This window comes from Kribbella sp. NPDC050459 (assembly GCF_040655315.1).
In the GTDB taxonomy this organism is placed as follows: Bacteria; Actinomycetota; Actinomycetes; order Propionibacteriales; family Kribbellaceae; genus Kribbella.
Window position 1 is genome coordinate 59046 of the sequence record NZ_JBFAJQ010000015.1, and the last position, 22144, is coordinate 81189.

The 22144-nt window shown below is 69.3% G+C and carries 23 protein-coding genes; 15 read left to right on the forward strand and 8 right to left on the reverse strand.

What is annotated here, in order from left to right:
- The first annotated feature begins 15 nt into the window (after nt 1-15).
- From AB0I12_RS35210 to AB0I12_RS35250, 9 genes are all read left to right on the forward strand, one after another.
- Complete coding sequence (locus AB0I12_RS35210) at nt 16-2556, forward strand: tetratricopeptide repeat protein (protein ID WP_359938329.1); 2541 nt, start codon at nt 16-18, stop codon at nt 2554-2556.
- Between the two features lie 157 nt (nt 2557-2713).
- Entirely contained in the window at nt 2714-3553 is an 840-nt protein-coding gene (locus AB0I12_RS35215; protein WP_359938332.1) for a hypothetical protein, read from the forward strand.
- Between the two features lie 168 nt (nt 3554-3721).
- A complete protein-coding gene (locus tag AB0I12_RS35220) occupies nt 3722-5344 on the forward strand; it encodes a sugar ABC transporter substrate-binding protein (protein ID WP_359938335.1) in 1623 nt (540 codons plus the stop codon).
- Between the two features lie 3 nt (nt 5345-5347).
- Entirely contained in the window at nt 5348-6307 is a 960-nt protein-coding gene (locus tag AB0I12_RS35225) for an ABC transporter permease subunit (protein ID WP_359938337.1), read from the forward strand.
- Nucleotides 6304-7179, forward strand: coding sequence for a carbohydrate ABC transporter permease (locus tag AB0I12_RS35230; protein ID WP_355474079.1), 876 nt, complete (start codon nt 6304-6306; stop codon nt 7177-7179). Before AB0I12_RS35225 ends, AB0I12_RS35230 begins: the two co-directional genes overlap by 4 nt.
- Before the next feature lie 17 nt (nt 7180-7196).
- Nucleotides 7197-8189, forward strand: coding sequence for a LacI family DNA-binding transcriptional regulator (locus AB0I12_RS35235; RefSeq protein ID WP_359938340.1), 993 nt, complete (start codon nt 7197-7199; stop codon nt 8187-8189).
- The gene (locus AB0I12_RS35240) at nt 8186-9655 is read left to right on the forward strand and encodes an arylsulfatase (RefSeq protein WP_359938343.1); all 1470 of its coding nucleotides are present in this window, start codon (nt 8186-8188) and stop codon (nt 9653-9655) included. Before AB0I12_RS35235 ends, AB0I12_RS35240 begins: the two co-directional genes overlap by 4 nt.
- Nucleotides 9636-10385 (forward strand): aminoglycoside 3'-phosphotransferase, encoded by a 750-nt coding sequence (locus tag AB0I12_RS35245; RefSeq protein ID WP_359938346.1) that lies wholly within the window; start codon nt 9636-9638, stop codon nt 10383-10385. Before AB0I12_RS35240 ends, AB0I12_RS35245 begins: the two co-directional genes overlap by 20 nt.
- Nucleotides 10386-10388: 3 nt before the next feature.
- Nucleotides 10389-10925, forward strand: coding sequence for an MOSC domain-containing protein (locus AB0I12_RS35250; protein WP_359938348.1), 537 nt, complete (start codon nt 10389-10391; stop codon nt 10923-10925).
- A 164-nt stretch (nt 10926-11089) separates the two neighbouring features.
- On the opposite strand, the gene AB0I12_RS35255 is transcribed toward AB0I12_RS35250, so the two are convergent.
- Nucleotides 11090-11344, reverse strand: a complete 255-nt coding sequence (locus tag AB0I12_RS35255; protein ID WP_359938351.1) for a hypothetical protein — start codon at nt 11342-11344, stop codon at nt 11090-11092.
- On the opposite strand from AB0I12_RS35255, the gene AB0I12_RS35260 reads away from it, so the two are divergent.
- Nucleotides 11328-11819 carry a class E sortase gene (locus tag AB0I12_RS35260; protein ID WP_359938354.1) on the forward strand — a complete coding sequence of 164 codons (492 nt, stop codon included), beginning with the start codon at nt 11328-11330 and terminating at the stop codon, nt 11817-11819. The genes AB0I12_RS35255 and AB0I12_RS35260 overlap by 17 nt on opposite strands.
- Before the next feature lies 1 nt (nt 11820).
- Here the strand turns inward: AB0I12_RS35260 and AB0I12_RS35265 are convergent, their stop codons facing one another.
- From AB0I12_RS35265 to AB0I12_RS35280, 4 genes are all read right to left on the reverse strand, one after another.
- On the reverse strand, nt 11821-12993 hold the full coding sequence (locus AB0I12_RS35265) for an FAD-dependent monooxygenase (RefSeq protein WP_359938357.1): 1173 nt from the start codon (nt 12991-12993) through the stop codon (nt 11821-11823).
- 2 nt (nt 12994-12995) lie between these two features.
- Nucleotides 12996-13547, reverse strand: coding sequence for a TetR family transcriptional regulator (locus tag AB0I12_RS35270; protein WP_359938360.1), 552 nt, complete (start codon nt 13545-13547; stop codon nt 12996-12998).
- An 81-nt stretch (nt 13548-13628) separates the two neighbouring features.
- Nucleotides 13629-14051 (reverse strand): hypothetical protein, encoded by a 423-nt coding sequence (locus AB0I12_RS35275; RefSeq protein WP_355696031.1) that lies wholly within the window; start codon nt 14049-14051, stop codon nt 13629-13631.
- A gap of 21 nt (nt 14052-14072) precedes the next feature.
- On the reverse strand, nt 14073-14801 hold the full coding sequence (locus AB0I12_RS35280) for a methyltransferase domain-containing protein (protein ID WP_359938363.1): 729 nt from the start codon (nt 14799-14801) through the stop codon (nt 14073-14075).
- A gap of 63 nt (nt 14802-14864) precedes the next feature.
- Here AB0I12_RS35280 and AB0I12_RS35285 point away from each other — a divergent pair, with 63 nt between their 5' ends.
- From AB0I12_RS35285 to AB0I12_RS35300, 4 genes are all read left to right on the forward strand, one after another.
- Complete coding sequence (locus tag AB0I12_RS35285; protein WP_359938366.1) at nt 14865-15656, forward strand: class I SAM-dependent methyltransferase; 792 nt, start codon at nt 14865-14867, stop codon at nt 15654-15656.
- Nucleotides 15657-15827: 171 nt separating this feature from the next.
- A complete protein-coding gene (locus AB0I12_RS35290; RefSeq protein WP_359938369.1) occupies nt 15828-17015 on the forward strand; it encodes a neutral zinc metallopeptidase in 1188 nt (395 codons plus the stop codon).
- A 17-nt stretch (nt 17016-17032) separates the two neighbouring features.
- Nucleotides 17033-18304 carry a neutral zinc metallopeptidase gene (locus tag AB0I12_RS35295; protein ID WP_359938372.1) on the forward strand — a complete coding sequence of 424 codons (1272 nt, stop codon included), beginning with the start codon at nt 17033-17035 and terminating at the stop codon, nt 18302-18304.
- Between the two features lie 2 nt (nt 18305-18306).
- Nucleotides 18307-19164 carry a neutral zinc metallopeptidase gene (locus tag AB0I12_RS35300; protein WP_359938375.1) on the forward strand — a complete coding sequence of 286 codons (858 nt, stop codon included), beginning with the start codon at nt 18307-18309 and terminating at the stop codon, nt 19162-19164.
- Here the strand turns inward: AB0I12_RS35300 and AB0I12_RS35305 are convergent.
- Nucleotides 19157-19612 (reverse strand): GNAT family N-acetyltransferase, encoded by a 456-nt coding sequence (locus tag AB0I12_RS35305; protein ID WP_359938378.1) that lies wholly within the window; start codon nt 19610-19612, stop codon nt 19157-19159. The genes AB0I12_RS35300 and AB0I12_RS35305 overlap by 8 nt on opposite strands.
- A 233-nt stretch (nt 19613-19845) precedes the next feature.
- Here AB0I12_RS35305 and AB0I12_RS35310 point away from each other — a divergent pair, with 233 nt between their 5' ends.
- Nucleotides 19846-20736: a hypothetical protein gene (locus AB0I12_RS35310; protein WP_359938380.1), complete on the forward strand. Its 891-nt coding sequence runs from the start codon at nt 19846-19848 to the stop codon at nt 20734-20736.
- 85 nt (nt 20737-20821) lie between these two features.
- On the opposite strand, the gene AB0I12_RS35315 is transcribed toward AB0I12_RS35310, so the two are convergent.
- Together AB0I12_RS35315 and AB0I12_RS35320 are read right to left on the reverse strand one after the other, a co-directional pair.
- Nucleotides 20822-21346, reverse strand: a complete 525-nt coding sequence (locus AB0I12_RS35315) for a hypothetical protein (protein ID WP_355696044.1) — start codon at nt 21344-21346, stop codon at nt 20822-20824.
- Nucleotides 21347-21385: 39 nt separating this feature from the next.
- Nucleotides 21386-22090 carry a hypothetical protein gene (locus AB0I12_RS35320; RefSeq protein WP_359938383.1) on the reverse strand — a complete coding sequence of 235 codons (705 nt, stop codon included), beginning with the start codon at nt 22088-22090 and terminating at the stop codon, nt 21386-21388.
- Nucleotides 22091-22144: the final 54 nt, after the last annotated feature.

Consider the following 22144-nt stretch of genomic DNA (forward strand, 5'->3'; position numbering starts at 1 on the left):
TCCGAGACTGGCGGCATGGGTGGGGGCATGGTGGCCATGCTGTTCTCGGACATCGAAGGGTCGACGCTGCTGCTGCGCCGGCTGGGCGACCGGTACCTGGACGCGCTGGAGGATCACCGGCGGATCCTGCGCGCCGTGTGGACGGCGTACGGCGGAACCGAGATCGGGACCGAGGGCGACAGCTTCTTCGTCGTGTTCGGGACCGCCGGGGACGCGGTCCGGGCCGCGGCCGACGGGCAGCGACAGCTCGCCGGGCATGCGTGGCCTGGCAACGAGAGCCTGCGGGTGCGGATGGGCATCCACACCGGTACGCCGGGCGTGTACGACGGTGACTACTGGGGGATGGACGTCCATCTCGCCGCGCGGATCGGGGCGGCCGCCCACGGCGGGCAGATCGTGGTGTCGGCGGTCACCGGTCAGCTGACCCAACTGCCCGACGGTGTCACGCTGCGCGATCTCGGCACCCATCACCTGAAGGACATCCCGGAGCCCGAGCACCTGTTCCAGGTCACGGTCGACGGTCTGCAACTCGAGTTCCCGCCGCCGCGCACTCTCGGTACGTCGACGAGCCTGCCGTCGCCGGCGACCCCGCTGCTCGGGCGCGCGCCGGATCTCGAGCGCATCGGCGAGCTGCTCGGGCGGCCCGACGTACGCCTCGTCACGCTGACCGGTCCGGGCGGAGCGGGCAAGACCCGGCTGGCGATCGGCGCGGCCGCGGAGCTGACCACCAGGTTCCCGGGGGGTGTGTACTTCGTCCCGCTCGCGGCCGTCACGTCCGCACCCGTGCTGTGGACGACGATCGCCGAGGTCCTCGACATCCCGCCGCGCGACCGCGGCCGGGTCGTTGCGTACCTGGCCCAGCGAACCCTGCTACTCGTCCTCGACAACCTCGAGCAGTTGCCGGACGCCGGCAAGGTCGTCGCCGAGATCATCGAGGGCGCGCCGCACGTGCAGCTGATCGCCACCTCGCGGCGAGCGCTCGGACTCACCGGCGAGCACCAGCATCCGGTGCTGCCGCTGCCGATCGCGGACGGCGCCGACTCGGCCGCCGTGCAGCTGTTCGTGCAACGCGCGCAGGCCGTTCGGCCCGCGTTCACGCTGACCGCCGGGAACACCGCCGACGTGGTCGCGATCTGCCGCCGGCTCGACGGGCTGCCGCTGGCGATCGAGCTCTGCGCACCGCGGATCCGGCTGCTCAGCGTCAAGGAGCTGCTCGCACGGGTTGACCAGTTGCTCGACATGGCGTCCACGAGTGCGGCGACGCCGCAACGGCAGCGGACGTTGCGCGAGACGATCGCCTGGTCGTACCAGCTGCTCGGGCCGGAGCACCGCCGGACGTTCCGCCGCCTGGCCGTCTTCTCCGGCGGCGCCGACCTGGCCGCGGTCGAGAAAGTTGCCACTGGCATCGACCTGCTCGACGCCGTCGCCGAGCTGCACGACGCCAACCTGATCACGGTGTACGACGGACCGGACGGGACCCGGGTGCGGATGCTGGAGACCGTCCGCCAGTACGCCGCCGACGAGCTACAAGCCACGGACGAGGATGCCGGCGTCCGCGGTCTCCACGCCGGCTACTACGCTGACCTTGCCGAGATCATCGAGAACACCAAGAAGACCACGTCCGACCTGCCGCTCGATCGTGCCGAGATCGACCTCGACAACTTCCGTACCGCCCTCAGCTGGGCGACCGGCCACGACGTACGGACCGCTCTCCGGCTCTGCTCGGCCCTGGCCTGGGTCTGGATCGTCGGCGGCTATCTGGCCGAGAGCCGCGCCTGGCACGAGCAGGTCGTCACCGCCGCCGGTACGACGTCCTCGCCGGAGCTGGCCGCCTGTCTGCGCGGATTGAGCAACGTCTTGCTCATCCAGGGGGAGGCGGAGCACGCCGAAGAGGTGGCAGCCCGCAGCGTCGAGATGGCCCGGAGGCTCGGCGATCCGGCCGGTATCGCGTACGGAATGACCGTGCTCGGCTCGATGCAAGGCCAGCGAGGGGACACCCGCGCGGCGCGGGCGACGCTGACCGAGGCCGTAGCGCGGCTCCGCTCCTTGGACGACGAGTGGCGGTTGGCCCGGGTGCTCAACCACCTGGGCGGGATCGAGGAGGACCTCGGCAACTTCGAGCAGGCGGAGGAGCTGCTCCGCGAGTCGCTGAGGATCACCGAGTCGCAGGGGGACGTGCACGAGCTCGCCGTGGTGGGGCAGAACCTGGCCTACCTGCTGACCCTCGCCGGCCGTCTCGACGAGGCCGGCGAGCTGGCCCGTGGCCTGGTTCCTACCGTGGTGGCGCTCGGCAGCCCGACTCTCACGATGGCGTTCTCGAACACCGTGATGAACCTTCTGATCCGCCGCGGCGATCCGGTCCGCGCAGCGGAACTGTTCGGCGCCGAGGAGGCGATGGGCGAGCGGCTGGAGATCCCGAATCCGTACCGGGAGGAGGAGCTCGCGGAGGCCCTCGAACTCGTCGGCGACACGCTGACCCGCGAAGACTGGGAGCGGCACTGCCGCACCGGCCGGACCGAACGCGTCGAGGAACTCCTGGGCCGCGTGTCGCTCTAGGACCTTGCCGGCCGCAACGAACCGCAACGAACCCGCCACGGTCGCCGAACGGTTGACCACGGACAGTGCCGACTACATACTGCTTGCACCGCCGTCGGCGGGCTGTGGGGGCAGCTGGGGTGATCATGGGGAACAAGGGGGGCAAGTTGTGCATGCCTTGAAGTTGATTCGTGCTGCGCTGATCGTGGGGATTCTCGGAGCGTCGCTGACCGCGCCGCTCGCGGCCTCGGCCGAGGATCCGCCGACCAGCGCGGTGGAGGTCAGTGCGACCACATTGAGTCCGGGGGACACGTTCACGGTCACGCAGACCGTGTACAACAAGGGCGACTTCACGCTCGAAGGCGCCAAGGCCGCGCTGTACGCCAAGGACCAGACGCTCACCGACTGGATCGAGCTGGTCAGCTGCACCGGCGCGAACTGCTTCACCGCCGAGGGGACGCACGTCCGGGCCTCGTTCGGTGACGTCGGCGCGCACGAGACCCGGACCGTGGTGTGGACGCTGCGGGTGCGGGACGACACCAAGCTGGATCCGTTCATCCTGCGGAACCAGTTGTTCGCGGACAACTACGGGTACGAGATCCTGTCGGGCCCGACGATCACGATCGTCCCGAAGGCGGCCGACATCGCCGTCGCGCTGAGTGCCTCGGTGAAGATGGTGACGACGGCGCGGATCACGTACACGATCACCGTGAAGAACAACGGGCCGAACGCGGCGACCGGGGTTCGGGTGGTCGCCACGGCGCCGGCCGCGACGGCGTACTACGCGAGCACCTGCACGCGGGTCGGGACCACCCGGTCGGCGAACTGCGACTTCGCCACGCTGGCGAGCGGTGAGACCGTGACCCGGACGCTGACGGCGAACACCGGGATGCTCACGGCCGGCACGTTGACCGCGACGGCGCAGCGGACGGCGAGTTCGCCGAACGACCCGGTGGCGACGAACGACAAGGCCACGAAGAGCTGCAGCGCGCTCACCGGGCTGGTCGTGCGCTGCTGACGACACGCTGAGGTTTCTGCGACGGCCGGCGGCCGCGGGTTCTCGAGTCCCCGCGGCCGCCGGCTCTTTTGCTGCCCACGTCTTGCATCCAGGGGCGGGGGAGGTTTACGGTCCGGGTTAACGTTTAAGTGAGTGTTAGTGAGCACTTCTTCGAAACTTGGAGCAACTATGATCAGTCGGCGGCGGTTCCTGCAGGTGACCGGTGCGGCGATTGCCACCTCTTCGCTCGCGGCCTGTGGTGACGGCGGGGCGTCGAACGGTGGTGCGAAAGCGTCGGGCGAGCTCAAGCTGCCGACGTACAAGCCGTTCGAGGGGCTGCACCCGGAGCTGCCGGGCGCCGAGTCCGGCCTCGAGCCCGGGTTCCTGAAGTTCCCGGCGGACGCGGTCGCCAGCGTGAAGGCGCCGCCGCTGAAGGGCCCGGTCACCGCGCTGACCGAGACCTTCGCGACGCCTCCGCCGCCGATGGGCAGCAACCCGATGTGGCAGGCGCTGAACCAGGCGCTCGGCGGCGAGCTCCGGCTGACCATCGGCACCGACCCGGGCTACCCGGAGAAGTTCGCGACGCTGCTGGCCAGCGACTCGCTGCCGGACCTGATGTGGCTGCCGCCGAACCAGGGCATCCCGAACATCGGCCCGATGCTCGAGGCGAAGTTCCAGGACCTGACCAAGTACCTGTCCGGGGACGCCGTGCTGGAGTACCCGAACCTGGCCGCGCTCAAGCCGGCCTCCTGGCGGACCGCGGTGGTGAACGGGAAGATCTGGGGCGCCCCGATCCCGTCGACGCCGTTCGGCCAGGTGATGATGGGCAACCCGAAGACCTGGGCGAAGGTCGGCGGCCTGCAGTGCGCGACCGCGGACGAGTTCTTCGCCAAGTGCAAGGAGCTGACCAACGGCACGAACTACGCGCTCGAGCCGGCGATCATCAACATGCTGCACATGTTCGGCGAGTGGTTCGGCGCCCCGAACGGCTGGCGGGTCAACCAGGACCGGTCGCTGACCCATCTGTACGAGACCGACAACTACAAGGCCGCCGTCGAGTACGCCGCCAAGCTCTGGGCCGCGAAGGTGTTCTACCCGGACCTGAACCTGGCCGACGCCACGCCGAAGACCGTGAACGGCCAGATCGCCGCGCAGGTCGTGGTCGGCCCGCGGGCCACCGCCGACTTCCGGGCGCTGGACCCGTCGCTGTTCGTCGACACGATGATCCCGTTCGGCCACGACGGCAAGGCGAAGCCGGTCTACGACATGGGCTACGGCACCGTCGGGTTCACGCCGTTCAAGAAGACCGACGAGGGCCGCATCCGCGAGCTGCTCGCGCTGATGGACTACCTGTCCGCGCCGTTCGGCACCAAGGAGTACCTGGTCAAGAACTTCGGCGTCGAGGGCCAGCAGTACCAGCTCGACGCGCAGCACAACCCGGTGCTGACGAAGGCCGGCCAGCAGCAGGCGCCCGGTCTGGTCAGTGCGCTGCAGATCATGAACTCGCCGGAGAGCGTGATCTTCAACCCGGCGTACCCCGACGACACCAAGAAGATCTACGCGACCGAGCAGCAGCTGCTGAAGTTCGCGATGCGGAACCCGACCGCGGGCACGTACTCCGACACCAGCAGCAAGGTCGGTCCGAAGCTGACCGCGGCGTTCCGGGACACGATCGTGGACATCGTCACCGGCCGCCAGAAGATCGACGCGTACGACGCGGCGCTGAAGCGCTGGAAGTCCGGCGGCGGTGACAAGATGCGCGACGAGTTCGCGGCCGTGCTGCCGTCGAGCGTGCCGGTCACCGGGTCCTGATCGATGCTGAAGCCGAACTCCTCGAAGCGGCAGGTCGCCAACGGCCTGCCGCTGAAGGCGAAATGGCGCCGGGACTGGCAGATGGTGCTGCTGATGATCCCCGGCGTGCTGTTCCTGCTGGTGTTCTTCTACCTGCCGGTGCTCGGAAACGTGGTCGCTTTCCAGGATTTCCAGCCGTACCTCGGCATCATGCACAGCGAGTGGAACGGCCTGCAGAACTTCCTCAACCTGTACGACAACCCGGACTTCTGGGACGCGCTGCGGAACACGCTGGTGCTGGCCGGCGTCCAGCTGCTGCTGTTCTTCCCGGTGCCGATCGGGCTGGCGCTGATCGTCGACTCGCTGGTCAGCAACCGTTTTCGGCGCTGGTTCCAGACCATCGCGTACCTGCCGCACTTCCTGTCCTGGGTGCTGGTCGTGACGCTGTTCCAGCAGTCGCTCGGCGGCGCCGGGTTCGTCAACAACCTGCTCCGGCAGGCCGGCCTCGACCCGATCCCGTTCATGACCAACCCGGACACCTTCCCGCTGCTCGTCGTCGCGCAGCTGATCTGGAAGGACGCCGGCTGGGCGATGATCATCTTCCTGGCGGCGCTGACCACGGTCGACGTGTCGCTGTACGAGGCCGCCGCGGCGGACGGCGCCGGGCGCTGGCGGCGGCTGTGGCACATCACGCTGCCGTCGCTGCGCACCGTCATCGTGCTGCTGCTCATCCTGCGGATCGGCGACATCCTCAGCGTCGGCTTCGAGCAGTTCATCCTGCAACGCGACTCGGTCGGACCGGGCGCCGCCGAAGTACTGGACACGTTCACGTACTACGCCGGCGTGGTCGGCGGTGACTGGAGCAGCGGCGCCGCGGCCGGGTTGGCCAAGGGCGTCGTCGGAGCCCTCCTCCTGTGGGGCGCCAACGCGCTGGCCCACCGCCTGGGTGAGCCCGGCATCTTCCAGAAACGAGGCGCTTCATGAGACCGGTGTGGAAGGAGAACCCTTCTCCGGCGTACCAGGCGATCAAGGCCGTCGTACTGGGCGGCTTCGCGCTCGTCATCGTGATCCCGATCCTGGTCGTGATCTCGACCTCGCTGGCCAGCGACAAGGACATCATCGACGCGGGCGGCTACGTGCTGTGGCCGTCGCATCCGACGTTCAAGGCGTACCAGACGCTGTTCTCCGGCGGCCTGATGGGACGGGCGATCCTGGTCAGCGTCTTCGTGACGCTGGTCGGTACGGCGATCGCGCTCGCCGTCACCATCGCGCTCGCGTACGCCACGTCGCGGCCGGTGCTGTTCGGGCGGCCGGTGCTGCTGATGGTGCTGTTCACGTTGCTGTTCGCGCCGGGCATCATCCCGATGTTCCTGGTGGTGAAGCAGCTCGGACTGCTCGACAGCCTGTGGTCGCTGATCCTGCCGGGCGCGCTCGGCGCGTTCAACTTCGTTGTCCTGCGCACCTTCTTCATGAATGTGCCGGGCGAGCTGCTGGAGAGCGCGCGGATCGACGGCGCGAGCGACTTCACCATCCTGCGCCGCATCGTCATGCCGCTGTCGAAGGCGGTGATCGCGGTCGTCGGCCTGTTCTACGCGGTCGGGTTCTGGAACGCGTTCTTCAACGCCTTGCTGTACCTCAACGACACGTCGAAGTGGCCGGTCCAGGTGATCCTGCGGACCTACGTCCTGCAGGGCAAGTCGCTGTCCGCCGACCAGCTCGGCGTTCATCCGCCGCCGCAGCCCCAGTCCCTGCAGATGGCCGTGGTGGTGGTCGCGCTGGTCCCGATCGCGATGGTGTACCCGTTCCTCCAACGGCACTTCACCAAGGGCGTCATCACCGGTGCGGTCAAGGGCTGATCTGCAAGAATCGACATATGTCCTCACCTTTGGCTGAGCGGCCGACGCTGCGGATGGTCGCGAAGGAGGCCGGTGTCTCGGTCGCGACCGTGTCCTACGTGCTGTCCGGACGGCACCGCAGCCACACGATCAAGGACTCGACAGCGGACCGGGTCCGCGAGGCCGCGTCGCGCCTGGGCTACCGGCGCAACGACGCGGCCCGCGCGATCCGGACCGGCAAGTCGGACCTGGTCCTGCTGTCGCTGAACGTGCTCGCGGACCCGTGGTCGCAGGCGGTCGCGGCCACCGTCAGTACGGCGGTGACCCCGCTCGGCAAGACCGCGCTGATCGTCGCCGACGGGGACTGGCGCACCGTGCTGGCGAACCGGACGCCCGACGTGATCTTCATCGACAGCATCGCGCCGGACCCGGAGCAGATCGCGGAGCTGGCCGCGTTCGCGGCGCAGGGCGTGCAGATCGTCGTGTTCAGCGAAACCCTGGAGCCGCAGGGCTTCGACGTGATCCGGTCCGGCGCCGAGCCGCGCTGCCATCTCGCGGTCGAGCACCTGCTGGAGCATCACGACCGGGTCGGCGCGCTCACCTCACGGACCACCGGGTTCGCCCGCTTCGACGCCTACCTGAACACCCTGCGCGCGGCGGACAAGCCGATCCGCGACCAAGACATCGAGATCTTCGAGCAGCATCCCGAGGGCGCGTACCGCGCCGCGATGGCGTTGCTCACCAAGCCGGATCGGCCGACGGCGATCTACTGCACGACGGACTTCGCCGCGATCGCCGCGGTCCGGGCGGCGCACCGGCTGCGGATCGACGTACCGCGGGAACTGGCGATCGTCGGCGTCGGCAACACGCCCGAGGGCGAGCACCTCGACCCGTCGCTGTCGACGGTCGGGCCGGTCGACTTCAACGAGGCGCTGGCCAAGATCATCGTCGGGCGGCTGACGGACCGCGAGGGCGCGCCCGGCGAAGTGTTCGATTTCCCCTGGCAGCTGATCGTTCGGGAGTCTTCTTGAGTCAACCCAACGTCGTACTGATCTGTGTCGACGAGTGGCGTGGGGACGCGATGTCATGCGCCGGCCACCCGTACGTCGAGACGCCGCATCTGGACGAACTGGCTCGCACCGGGGTGCGGTTCAGCCGCGGGTACTCCGCGACGCCGACGTGCGTGCCGGCCCGGGTGGCGTTGTTCACCGGGCAGTCGCAGGAGCGGCACGGGCGGGTCGGGTACACCGACGGCGTACCGTTCGACGCCGCGCATCCGGTGACGGTGCAGGGCGAGTTCCGCCGGGCGGGGTACCACACGCAGGCGATCGGGAAGATGCACGTCTGGCCGGAGCGGGCGCGGCTCGGGTTCGACGACGTGGTCCTGCACGACGGGTTCCTGCACCACGCCCGGCGTACGCATCGTCAGCAGTTCGGGTTCTTCGACGACTACGTGCCCTGGCTGCGGCGGCAGCCCGGGGTGTCGCCGGACGCGGAGTACTTCGATCACGGGGTGAACTGCAACTCGGTGGTCGCACGGCCGTGGGACAAGGCGGAGGAGCTGCACCCGACGCACTGGATCGGCACGCAGACGATCGAGTGGCTGTACCGGCGGGACCCGTCGCGGCCGTTCTTCCTGTACCTGTCGTTCCATCGGCCACACCCGCCGTACGACCCGCCGGCGTGGGCGTTCGACCAGTACAACGCGCTCCCGCCGTACGAGCGGGAGCTGGGGGACTGGGAAGGCGACTGGGACGAGTTCCGCCGGGACGGGGACTACCAGGCGTCGATCGGGGACCTACCGGACCGGGTCGTGCACCGCGCCCGGGCCGGGTACTACGGCCTGATGGCGCAGATCGACCTGCAGATCAACCGGATCCGCGAGGCGCTGGTCGACTTCGGGGTGTACGACGACACGATCTTCGCGTTCACGTCCGACCACGGCGAGATGATGGGCGACCACCGGATGTTCCGGAAGTCGGTGCCGTACGAGGGGTCGGCGCGGGTGCCGTTCATCGTCGCGGATCGCCCTTCGGCTGGTTCTGTGCGCGGTGGGGTGGTGGATCAGGTGGTCGAGCTGCGCGACCTGATGCCGACGCTGCTGGACCTGGCCGGCGTACCGATCCCGTCGTCCGTCGACGGGGTGTCGCTGGCGCCGTTCCTGCGCGGGGAGTCGGTGCCGGTGCGGGAGTGGTTGCACGGCGAACACCTGCACTTCGGGCAGTCGATCCAGTGGGTGACGGACGGGAAGACCAAGTACGTCTGGGGATCCGAGCGCGGCGTGGAGCAGCTGTTCGACCTGGTCGACGATCCCGGTGAGCTGCGGAACCTGGTGAAGAATCAACCCAAGCTTCGGGACCTGTGGCGGGAGCGGCTGATCCAGGACCTGACCGGTCGCGAAGAAGGTTTCGTTGCCGACGGCAAGCTGGTGACCGGGCGGCCGGTGACCGCGATCCTCCAGCACACGAGGGAGAGACTTGCTCACGCCATCGTCTGACGACTGGACCCCGGTCGACATCGGCGAGTCCGGTCTGTCGGTCTACCGGCGCGGCGACGTGTTCGCCAAGTGCTGCGGACCCGAGGGGATCGCGGATCTGACAGCCGAGCGCGACCGCGTCGAGTGGCTCGCGGGGACAGGCTTCCCCGGGGCGACCGTCGTCGATTGGACGGACTCGCCCGACGGTGCGTGCCTGACGACGTCGGCCGTTCCCGGCGTGCCTGCCGACACTCTGCCGCCCGGCACCCACGAGCGCGCAATGCGGAGTCTGGGTGCAGCGCTGCGCGACCTGCATGCACTGAAGGACTGCCCGTTCGAGCGTCCACTGGAGCAGGTGATCGCGACCGCGGCCGACGTCGTACGGCGGGGTGCGGTGAATCCGCAGTTCCTCACCGACGAGTGGCGCCGGCTGGATCCTGCCGAACTGCTGGCGCAGGTTGTTGCCGAGCGCCCTTATGTCGAGAGTGTCCTGGAGCCCGTCGTCTGCCATGGCGACGCCTGCCTGCCGAACGTGTTCTTCGACCCTGACACCCTGGCGGTCACCGGGCTGATCGACCTCGGCCGGCTCGGCGTCGCCGACCGGTACAGCGACCTCGCTCTCACCACGATCCAGCTCCACGACGAGTGGTCGGCCGACCCGGCGCCGTTCCTCGAGGCGTACGGCGTCCCGGATCCGGACCAGCGCCGCCTGCACTTCTTCCGTCTCCTCGACCCGCTCACCTGGGGCTGAACCATGAGAGTCGACGTCATCGCACTGGTGGTCTCCAGCCGGCACGCGTACGAAGGGCGCCCGCAGGACGGGCCGCGCCCCGACCCCGAGCCGACCGACCGCGCGTCGATCGAGCTCCGCGCCGGCCTGGGGATCGTCGGCGACCGGTACTACGCGCAGTCGATCCACAAGAACGCCGCCGTCACGCTGATCGATGCGGCTGCGCTGGACGAGGTACAGGAGAAGCTCGGTCTGCCCGCACCGCTCGACCCACGGCTCACGCGGCGCAACATCGTCCTGCGCGGCTTCCCGATCGACGAACTCGCGGCGCACCGCTCCGCCGACGGTACGCGGGTCGCCGGCCGGCAGTTCGTGCTGGACTCGGGCGACGGACCGGTCACCTTCCAGGCCAACCGGCCGGCCAATCCGTGCGCCTGGATGGACGAGGTCCTGGCGCCCGGCGCGATGAAGGCGCTGCGCGGGCGCGGCGGTATCCGTGCGACGCCGCTCACGTCCGGCGTTCTGCGGCTCGGACCGGCCGAGCTGAGTTTGCTGGACTGAGGGCCCGCTCGACAGGAGGTGTCGGCGGGGCGGGTAGTGCACCTGAGCGTGATCGGGTCCGCGCGTACGGCGTCTCGCGGGTGCACTACCTGTCGAGCCTGCCGGGCTGAGGCCTGTCGAGCGGCCGAGCGGTTGCCCTTTCGGGCAGTTTTCGGCCCTTGTGTCTACCGTCGAGGGGTGAGGCTGGTGGGCGCTCTGGTCGTGGTGCTGGCGCTGGCCGGATGCAGCGACGTCGCTCCGTCCGGCGAGTCGCCCCTGCCGTCCACCAGCTCCGCCCCGCCAACTACTGCTGACCCGCCAACCAGCGCGACTCGGTCGAGCCCCGCGCCGTCCAGCTCCGCGCCGACATCCCCGGCCCGTACCCCGACGCCCGCGAGGCCGACGGCGGCGGGGCCGGTGACGATGTCGATTCCTGCCATCGGCGTGCGCAACCTGCGCGTGGTCGCCTACACCGGCACCGCGGACGACCGCCCCGGCACCCGGATCCAGGACCGCGGTTTCGCCGCCAGCCCGCGCGGCCGGGCCGGCGGCGTCGGCCCCGGCGAGATCGGGAACTTCATCGTCACCGGCCACCGGGTCAGCCACAACCGGCCCCTCGAACACGCGCCGGACCTGCGTAACGGCGACCACATCCTGGTGACCGCCGGCGGAACCGAGTACGACTACGTGGTCACCCGGACGATGACGATCTCGTTCCGCAAGCCCGCCGAGAAGGCGCAGCAGAACGCCGCCGTACCGGGCAACCCCGGCGCCACGCCGACGAGCGCCATGATCACGATCTCCACCTGCGCCACCCCGGAGGATCACGCGGCCGGCAACTACTGGCACGACGAACTCGGCAACCCCGAACACCGGATCAACAAGATCGGCACCCTCGTTGCGACCAGGCCGTGAATCAGCGCGTCGGCTGCAGACCCCGGATCAGGGTGGTGGGCTTTCCCGCCAGCGCGGCCGGTAGCAGGCTCCGCAGCCCCGGCAGCCTGAGGACCTTCAGCAACACCCGGCGCGCGATCAGTTCGGCCCGCGACCCGGGCAGGAACCAGCGCGCCGCCGAGCGGGCGACCTGCTGCTTCTCCTCGACGACAGGTCGCCACACACGCTCGTACTCCGCGGTCCCCGCTTCGATCGACGCCGAACGCATCAGCTTCTCCGCGAGCACGAACGCCCCGGCGATCCCCAGCGACGCGCCCTGTCCGGCGAGCAGCGAGACGGCCCCGCATGCGTCGCCGGCCAGGACGACGCGCCCCGAACTCCACCGCGGCATCACGATCTGCGCGACCTGGTCGTAGTAGATCTGCTCGTCGCCGGGGCACAACGCGAGCGCCCGCGGCACCACCCAGCCGAGATCCGCGTACGTCGACCGGATCGCCGCGCGCGCATCCGCCGGTACCGCGGGATCCCCCGTCCGGTGCACCGCGAACGACGCCACCCGCCCGTCCCGCAGCGCGTAGAACCCGAACTGGCTGTCCATCGTGTCCGTGAGGCAGAACCGCCCGCCGACCTCGTCGTGGATCTCCGGCGCGTCGAAGGTGTACGCCGCGGTGTGGAACCCGAGGAACCGCAGGTACGACGACTCCGCCCCGAACACCAGCCGGCGAACGGCGGAATGGATGCCGTCGGCACCGATCAGCACGTCGCCGTCGAGCGTCGCCCCGTCCGCTAGCGCGACCCGCACGCCGTCCGCGCGCGGCGTGACGCCCGCGAGCGTCGCGCCGTACCGCAGGTCGACAGCGCTCGGCAGGTGCTCGCGGAGGACCTGCTCGAGGTCCGGCCGCATCACACTGAGCACGTCGCCCTCGGCGAACTGCAGGATGTTGATCCCCGCCTGCTTCCGGCCGTGCGCGTCGACCAGGACCGCCTCCTCGACGTGGTAGGCGACCTCCTGCAGCGCGGGCAGCAGGCCCATCGCCGCCATCGCGTCGTACCCCGGGCCGAAGAAGTCGATCATGTAGCCCTGCGGGCGCGGCCCCGGGCTGCGTTCGAGGACGGTGACGTCCTGGCCGAGCGCCGACAGGCGGTTCGCCAGCGCGAGTCCGGCGATTCCGGCGCCACAGATGATCGCGTGCATTGTCAGCTCACCAGCCTTCGCAGAACGGCAGTCGCGCCAGGGGAATCTGGACCCAGAGCCCGGTGCAGGAGCAGGCCGTCGACGGTCGCCGCGAGCACGGCCGCGGTCGCGGCCGGCTCGGCGACCTGGTGGATCGCGAGCCAGTCGGCCACGCGGGTGCGGAAGTCCGTCACCAAGTCGGCGACCTGCGCGCGCAGGCGCTCGTCGCGGGTCGCGGCCAGGTAGGTCTCGACGAAGAGCAGCGACATCGGGTCAGTCCCGTCGTACTGCTCGACCGAGGCCAGCATCGCGTCGACCCCCGCGGCCGGAGTGGTCGCTGACGTGAAGAGCTCGTCGGTGACCGCGAGCACCTGACGCATGGCCGTGATCGCGGCCTCGGACAGCACCTCCTGGACCGACGAGAAGTGATAGTGCACGACGCTCGGTGTGACCTCGGCGCGGTCCGCCAGGATCCGCGTGCTCACCGCCGACCAGCCGCGCTCGGGGATCAGCTCCGCAGCTGCCGCCAGCAGGCGCTGCCGCACAGCCTGGCCTTGTTTCGCCGTCGGTGCCATCGCATCCTCCAGGGCGATCGTCCTGTACGATCGTCCTGATTCTAGCCCGCGCGGCAACGCCGAGGGCAAGCCGGCCCGGAACTACTTCCGGCCGAACTTCCACCACTTCGGCTTGTTCATCTTGATCTCGTCCGGCGTCATCGGCGGCGGGACCGGCGGCCGGGACTCCTCGGTGAGGAAATCGCCGGACTCGGTGTCGTACGGCGTGACGCCGAGCCGCCGGCTGATCTCCATCACGATCGGGATCGAGCGCGGGCCGTCGTTCAGGTAGAAGGTGATGTCCCGGACCTCGACGCCCTTGCCGATCGTCATCTCGACGTCGTACTCCGGACTTCGCAGCGCCAGCCAGGACGGCTTGCTCGTGTCCACGTCCGGCACCACTTCCCGGACGGTGGCCACCACATCGGTCACCAGACCCACCGCCGGCGGCTCGTAGTCGACCGGTAGATCGTCGAGGCGCCGTACGCCTCCTGGTCCGCGCATCGCATAGACAGCCCAGCTCATGCCCCCAGCATGCCAGGCGGGTCAGCGCTTGCGGGCGGCCAGGACGGCGAAGGTCAGGTATTGACCCTTGTCGGCCTCGAGCATCTCGAGGGTGCTCTTGTCCTCGCCGCGGAACTCCGAAACCGCGCGCGACCAGCGGATCCAGTCGGCCCAGCCGTTGTCCTGCAGTCGCGCGGCGGTGACGTCGACGAGCTCCGTGATCTCCCACTGGAACCGCCACCAGTCGGCCGTGTGCCAGGCGAGCGCCTCCCACCCGACCGCCTTCTTGATGTGCTCCGGGATGTGGCCGAGCTCGCGGACCTCCTGCCGCATCGCGGGCGTCGCGACGCCGAACTGGCCGCCGGGTTTGAGGAAGCTCGTGATGTAGGGCAGGTAGTTGTCCGCGGTGCCGAAGTACTCGTACGCGTCGATGCAGACGATCGCGTCGAAGAACCCCTGCGCGAACGGCAGCGCATGGGCCTCGGCCTTCAGCGTCACGACGTCGTCGCGGTCGATGTGCGCGGCGGCGTCCGTCGGGTCGATCCACAGGTCGGCGGCCCAGACCTGGACGCCGTACTCCTTGGCGAGGAACACCGAGGTGGCGCCCTTCCCGGAGCCGAGGTCGAGCACACGCTGGCCGGGGCGCAGGTCGAGGTCGCGGGCGAGATCCTCCAGCAGCCACAGGGGATTCGGGCCCATGTCGCGGGCCAGCAGCCATTCGGCGTCGTACGTGCTGGAACGTGGGTAGGCGTCGTGCTTCAGGTCCGTCACCGGCACAGGGTAGCGGCGGCAAAACGTGGTGTGCCCGGCATTTTCGTCCCGCACAATGGGTGGATGACTGAACTAGATCCGGCGATTCGTTCCTTTTATCGGGACCGGAACCTCGAGAACGACCGGCTGGTCGTCCCCGGGCACGGCCGGCTCGAGTACCTGCGCACCCAGGAGTTGCTGCGCCGCTGGCTGCCGCCCGCGGCCGTCGTACTGGACGTCGGTGGCGCGACCGGCGTCCACGCACGCTGGCTCGCGGCGGACGGGCATCAGGTGACGCTCGTGGATCCGGTGGACGAGCACGTGGAGCAGGCGGCGGCGATCGGCACCTTCGCTGCCGAGGTCGGCGATGCGCGGGCGCTGCGGCAGGCGGACGCGAGCGTGGACGCGACGCTGCTGCTCGGACCGCTCTACCACTTGGTCGACGCTGCCGACCGTGCTCAGGCGCTGGCCGAGGCGGTCCGGGTGACGAGGCCGGGCGGGGTAGTGGTCGCGGCGGCGATCAACCGGTTCGGCGGTCTGCTGGAGGCCGGCAGCAACGGAACGCTCACCGACGAGAACCTGCCCCTGTTCGTGGACGCTTTCCGTTCCGGCAGCATCGACGGCTCTTTCGGCTTCACGGTCGCCTATTTCCACCACGCCGAAGAGCTCTCCACCGAACTGGTCGCAGCCGGCCTTGCCGGCGTCGAGGTCCTGGGTGTGGAAGGCCCCGCGGCCAGCATCCTCCAGAACGCCGCGCCGGATACCGTCGACGGCCTGCTTCCCGCCGCCGTCCTCCTGGCCCGGCAGGTCGAATCCGACCCCAGACTCCAGGCCGGCAGCCCACACTTCCTGGCCCACGGCCGCGTAGTCAGCTGACCACGGTGTGTGGATACGGTCGCGGAACGGTGTCAATAGCTGCAATCCGGTTCTCCGGATCGCGGTCCAGGCCGTAATATCAGCCGGCGGCCGGCACCGGGGGCGTTCCGGCCCGTTCGACGGATCGGGTGGGACCGGGCAAAGTCCGGTTACTGGGGAGAAGCGGAAACTATGGCGGACAAGCCGGCACCCAAGCCTGGGCATTTCCTGCCGGGTGGCGAGGGTGAGCAGGGCACGGCCGATGATCGTACGGCGGGCGGGGCTGCGCCGTTGGCGGCACCCACACCGCGCCTCGGCGGCGACGCGCCGCCGGCCCCGCCGCAACTGACCGGGTCCCGGATCGACTCCCGCCGTACGACGTTGTCCGGCAGCCGGCTCGGACCGCCGCCGGCCGGTGACCGGGCGGCCGCGGCGTACCGGGAGGTGTTCCACCCCGAACCGGTGCCGTTCGTCCCGAAGAAGCGGTCCAAGGCCCTGATCGCGTTGATGGTCGTCGCGGTGCTGCTGTTCCTCGCCGGCGGCGCGACGTTCGCGGTCAAGGTGCTCTCCTCGGACAGCTTCGTCAGCACCCCGATGCCGTCCACGAAGCCGAGCGGCGGGACGACCGCCACCCAGGAACCGGTCGGCAAGGGGACGCCGGACGCCGACATCGTCGGCAAGAACGCGATCTACTCCGTGGGCCGGCTGGCGGTGGCGAACTGCCCGGAGCCGGCGTTCCGCCCCACGTCGAAGGAGAACGTCCGCTCGTACTACCAGGCGCTCACCGCGTGCCTGGACAAGGCCTGGCAGCCGGTCGTCGCGAAGGCCGGATTCGAGTTCCGGTCGCCGAACCTGATCATCTTCGACGACGGTGACGAGACCGCGTGCGGCGTCCAGCACGATCTCGCGCTGTACTGCCAGGACGAGCACGGCGGCAGCGTGACCATGCCCTGGCAGAACATCGTCGAGGACTACCCGAAGAACAAGGCCGAGGTGCGCGCGGAAATGGCGCAGTCCTTCGGCTTCGTGTACGGCGTCCACGTGCAGAGCCTGACCGGGATGGCCGACGCCGCCGACAACCTCGCCGACACCGCGGCGAACAAGAACGCCCAGCTCGAGGTGCAGCGGCGCTCCGCACTGCAGGCGTACTGCTTCGGCGCCGTGTTCTTCGGGGCGGCCAAGGCGAGCTTCCCGCTGCGCGGCGAACTGCTGCGCCAGTGGACCGGCCTGATCCAGCGGCGCGGCGACGAGCACACCAAGGACAAGGTCCGCGACCACGGCTCCAGCAAGAGCCTCGCGCTGTGGATGAACCAGGGCTTCGCGACAACCAGCCCGGGAGCCTGCAACACTTTCGTCGCAGCATCCGCCAAGGTCAGCTGAGCGTAAGGGAGCCATCGATGCCTGAGTCCGAGGAGGGTACGCCGGAACCCGGACACTTCCTGTCCGGCGGCGATCCCGCACCCGGTTCGCGTCCGCTGACCCTGCAGACCGCACAACCCGCCCGTCTGGGCAGGGCGCGTTCGACATCGTTCGACGAGTCGTCGATGCGCCGCAAGGCCCGTCCGCTGCCCACCGAGCCCGGCACCACGAGCGAGTACAGCGGCCCGCCGGCCGCGCCGCTCACCGGAGGCCCGCTCCCGCCGCTGACCGGCACCTGCCGCGTCGGCGGTTCCCGTCCGTCCGGCTGGCACTCGAACCCGTCCCGCTCCGGCGCCCAGTTCACCACGGAGCCCGCCCCGGCCGCGCCGCCGCGCCAATACTCCCGCCCCGTCGTCGCCGGCCTGTCGATCCTGGTCGTCGTGATGCTGACCGCCGCCACCATCGGCGGCTTCAAGCTGGTCAACTCGTACGGCGTCCAACGCCCCCTCTCCCAGCCGTCGGTCAAGAAGTCCGAGGCCCCACTCCCCGTCCCCCCGGACCCCACCGTCACCGTCACGGCACCCGTGGTCCCGGACGTGATCCGCCTCCGCCTCAACGAGATCTACCGCGCGGGCAAGGTGGCGACCGTCACCTGCAAGGAGCCGGCGATCAAACCGGACTCGCAGTCGGCGATCCTCAGGTACTACCGGGCTCTGCTCCCCTGCCTGAACAACGCGTGGGCTCCGGTGCTGAAGAAGTCCGGCTACCCGTTCCGGGCGCCGAAGGTCGTCCTGCAGACGAACCAGACCACCTCCGCGAGCTGCACCGGTCAGGAGAACGTCGCGTTCTACTGTCCGGCCGACGAGAGCATCTACGTCAGCTGGAAGAAGGACCTGAAGTACTACAAGGACGAGCCGCTCGCGGCGCGGGTGTGGATGATCGACACGATGGCGCACGAGTACGGCCACCACGTGCAGAACCTCACCGAGATGCTGACCGCCGCCTGGTCTCGCGAGGGCTGGGAGAAGGCGCCGGCGGAGAAGCTCGAGTGGCGCCGGCGTACGGAGTTACAGGCCAGCTGCTTCGGGGCCGCCTTCCTCGGTGCGAACAAGCAGGCGCTCGGCCTCACCGGCCGCAAGCTGGAGCTGTGGGAGTGGGAGACCCAGCACAGCGGCGACGAGTACAACCCGAAAAAGATCCGCGACCACGGCTCCCGCAAGAACCACTGGCTCTGGTCCGAACCCGCCTTCAAGGCCGCCGACCCCAAACTCTGCAACACCTTCACCGCCCCACCCGCCAAGGTCAGCTGACCATGCGCCCGGCGCCCCTGCTCGGCCTCGCCGGGCTACTTGTTGCCGTGGTGCTGGCCGGTGGCTGCACTCGCCAAGTGGAGGAAACGCGGGCGACACCCACGGCAACTCCGGTGACGGTGCCGGTGCGGGCGCCTGTGGGGCGGTTGGTGCAGGCGCCCGAGCCGGTCAAGGAGAAGTTCCTACTGGACAACCAGCTCTACAGGTCGGGACAGCTCGCGGCCGTCAGGTGCTCGCTGCCGGACGCGCAGTTGGTGGCCGAGCGGGCGATGATCCGCTATGCCACTGCGTTCGTTGCCTGTTTGGACAGAGCCTGGGAGCCCGTGATCACCCGTGCGGGGTTCGACTTCGTGCGGCCGTCCGCGGTGTTCGCGGCTCCGCCGGGAACCAGGACGGCCTGTGGCGAGATGGAGAAGGACGTCTACGGCATGTACTGCCAGGACAACCGAGGCATCTACTTCAACTGGCCCGAGTACGTCGTCGAGGGATCCTACGATCAGAAGGATGCCGAGAACTCCGTGCAGTGGCTCATCGGTCACGAGTACGGCCACCATGTGCAATGGCTGACCGGCATCGCGGATCAGTACGGCGAGCGCTACTGGGCCGCGAGCGGAGCCGCGCGGCAGGCGGAGGAGGACCGCAGCGAGATGCAGGCGCACTGCTTCGCCGCCGCGGTCTTCGGTGCCAACCGGGAGACCCTCCGGATCCGCGGCGACCGGCTCGCGCACTACGGCCACCCGGGGTACGACCGCCACGCCTCGGACATGGTCAACTTCGACCGGTGGATGCGGCAGGCCTTCGAGGCGAGAGGCCCGGCGGGCTGCAACACCTGGCCGGCCCTGGCGAAGCGGGTCAGCTGAGTTTGAGTTTGAAGCCTTCGTGGGAGTTGGTGAAGCCGAGGGTGGTGTAGAAGCGGTGGGCGTCGGTGCGGGTCTTGTCCGAGGTGAGTTGGACGAGGGCGCAGCCGCGGGTGCGGGACTCCTCGACGGCCCAGCGGATCAGGGTGCTGCCGAGGCCGGAGCCGCGGGCGGGGGCGGCGACGCGGACGGCCTCGATCAGGCCGCGGGTGGAGCCGCGGCGGGACAGGCCGGGGATGATCGTGAGCTGCAGCGTGCCGATCACCTCATCGTTGCGAGCGGCAACCATCAGCAGCTGGTTGGGGTCGGCGTCGATCTGCTCGAAGGCCGCCAGGTAGGGCGTCAGGTCGTCGAGCGACTCGCGGGTGGCGCCGAGTTGGTCGTCGGCGATCATCGCGACGATCGCGGCGACGTCGGCGGCGGTGGCCCGGCGGATCAGCACATCGTTCATACCCACAGGATCGCAAACGCCTGAAGCGGTTCAGCCGCCAGGGTAAGGACCGAAGCGTGAAGACAGTGATTGCCTTATGCAAACACTCTTCGTTGCTCGCCGCGCCCGGAGAACTGTTTGCCTTCGGCACCTGAGGGTACGAGTCATACTGGACACCACTGCATCCGCCCGTGCCGGGGTTGGTGCAGTCCTGTGCCGACAGCGGATGCGGGCCAGTCGGAAGGGTTCATCCGATGTCAGCATTAGCAATCGACTTCACCCAGCCGTTCGAAGATGCCTTCAGCAAACTGCTGTCGTTCATCCCGAACCTGCTGGGCGGTTTGGTCATCCTGGTCGTCGGCTACTTCGTGGCCAAGATCCTCGGCAATCTCGTCGGCCGGTTGCTCGGCCGGGTCGGGTTCGACGGCTGGATGGAACGGGCCGGCGTCTCCGGTGTGCTGCAACGGTCGGGCACGGGGCTGACCGCTTCGGCGATGCTCGGCAAGGTCGTGTTCTGGTTCGTGTTCCTGATCAGCTTCACGATGTTCGCCTCGGCGCTCGGCGTGCCGGAGATCTCGAACTTCATGAGCGACATGCTCGGCTACATCCCGCGGATCTTCGCCGCGATCGTGATCGTCTGCCTGGCGGCGCTGTTCGCCAACTTCCTGGCCGCGATCATCCGCGGCGCGACCGGGAACGAAACCCTCGCCAAGGTGGCCCGGTACGCGGTCCTGGTGTACGCCGCGTTCGCCGCCCTGACCCAGCTCGGTGTCGCCGTCCAGCTCACCGGCAACACGCTGCTGATCGTGCTCGCGGGCGGCGCACTCGCTCTCGGTCTTGCTTTCGGCCTCGGGGGCCGCGAGATGGCCGGCCGCGCACTGGGCAACCTGTTCGACAAAGACAAGATGGTCAAGCCCGCCGAGCAGAACGGCATGGACAACGGCACGGCCGCGTACCCGGCCCAAGGCAACTACCAGGGCAGCTACCAAGGCCAAGCCGAGTACCAGGGCGAGTACCAGGGCGACTACCAGCAGCCCACGCAGCAGATGCCGCAGGCGCAGCCTGAGCAGCACCCAGCCGCGCACAGTGCCGGCAACTGGTCCAACGGAACCCCGCCGAACGGCAACTGGCAGCAGGGGCAGTAACCGAGCGGTTCTCCTCGAGAACGGGCGGCAACCCCACCGGGTTGCCGCCCGTTGCTCAGCAACAGCAGAAAGGTGCGGGGGCCTGTCAGCTGTTGTCGGGGCCTGCCTTGCGGACCTCTTCGACCTTGGTCATCGCCTCGCGGAGGTCGGCCAGCCAGGTCTCGCTGTGCTGGGCCACGAGTTTGACGCACCAGCTGAGGGCGTCGCTGCGGGAGCGGGCCACGCCGGCGTCGACGAGGGTGTCGAGGACCTGGCGTTCGGGCTGGCGGAGTCTGGTCATCACCGGCGCGGACAGCGAGGTGAAGACGGTCCTGGTCTCACCGCAGCGCACGCCCCACGCGACCTTGCGCCGGGTGGCGTGCTCCAACTCGCGGGCGATCTCGATCCGGCGGTCGCGGGTGTCCTCGCGGAACTGCTTGATCCGCCCGCTCTCGGCGGCGGAGCGCTCGGCGGCGCTCACGTCCTTGGTCTGCTCGGGTGCGGGGATCCGGCCGACGATCAGGATCTCGTCCCGGTCGATCTCCAGCTCGGTCTCGCCCTCGAACCAGTCGCCGGGCAACCGCCCGGTCAGCCAGCCCCGCACCTTCTCCTGCTCTGTCTGCGTACTCATGTAATCATGATTACACCGAAGCAGGTCGAGCTCAAGGAACTAGTGGTACTGCACGGTGTACGCCGCGTGCGCGTCGCCCTGTGACAGCCCGACATTCGACACGCCGATCGCCAGCGTGTGCCGGGTGACGTCGTTGCGATACGTCACGTACGTCGTGCCGGCCGCGCCCTCGGTGGCGATCCGCGTCCAGTGCGGGCCGCCGGTCGCCGCGACCGCGTGCAGCTGCTGCGCCGCGCGAGGGGTCGCGTAGTACGCCGTCCACTTCGTGTCACCGCGGCCCCAGGCGCGGACGAGGTTGTCGGCCCACTGGACCGCGTTCCACGCCTTCGGTTCGCCGGTGAACTTGGCGGTGTACGCCGCGTGCCAGCCGTTCGCCGCGCGCAGGCCGACGTTCTGGACGCCGATCGTCAGGTTCCCGCCGCGCGCGTCGTCGTGGTACGTCACATAGATCGTCCCCGCGGCGCCCTCGGTGGAGACGCGCCGCCAGTGGATGCCGCCGGGCGACGCCTGTCCGAAGAGCGTGCGTGAGGTCGCCGTCGAGGCGTAGCAACCCGCGGTCGCGGTGTCTCCGCTACCCCATGCGCGGACAAGCCGGTCGGCGTACGTCACTGCGGAGACACTCGCCGCGGAACCGCGGCAGGTGGTGGTTGTCGCATCGGCCGGCGCGGCACCGGTGAGGAGCAGCGGTGCGGTCGCCGCGAGTGCGGCGGTGGCGCCGAGACCCATGATCCTTCGAATCATCATCGACCTCCCGAGTGGATGTGGTCCTACTCGTGGGACGCCACACCGCACTCGGGA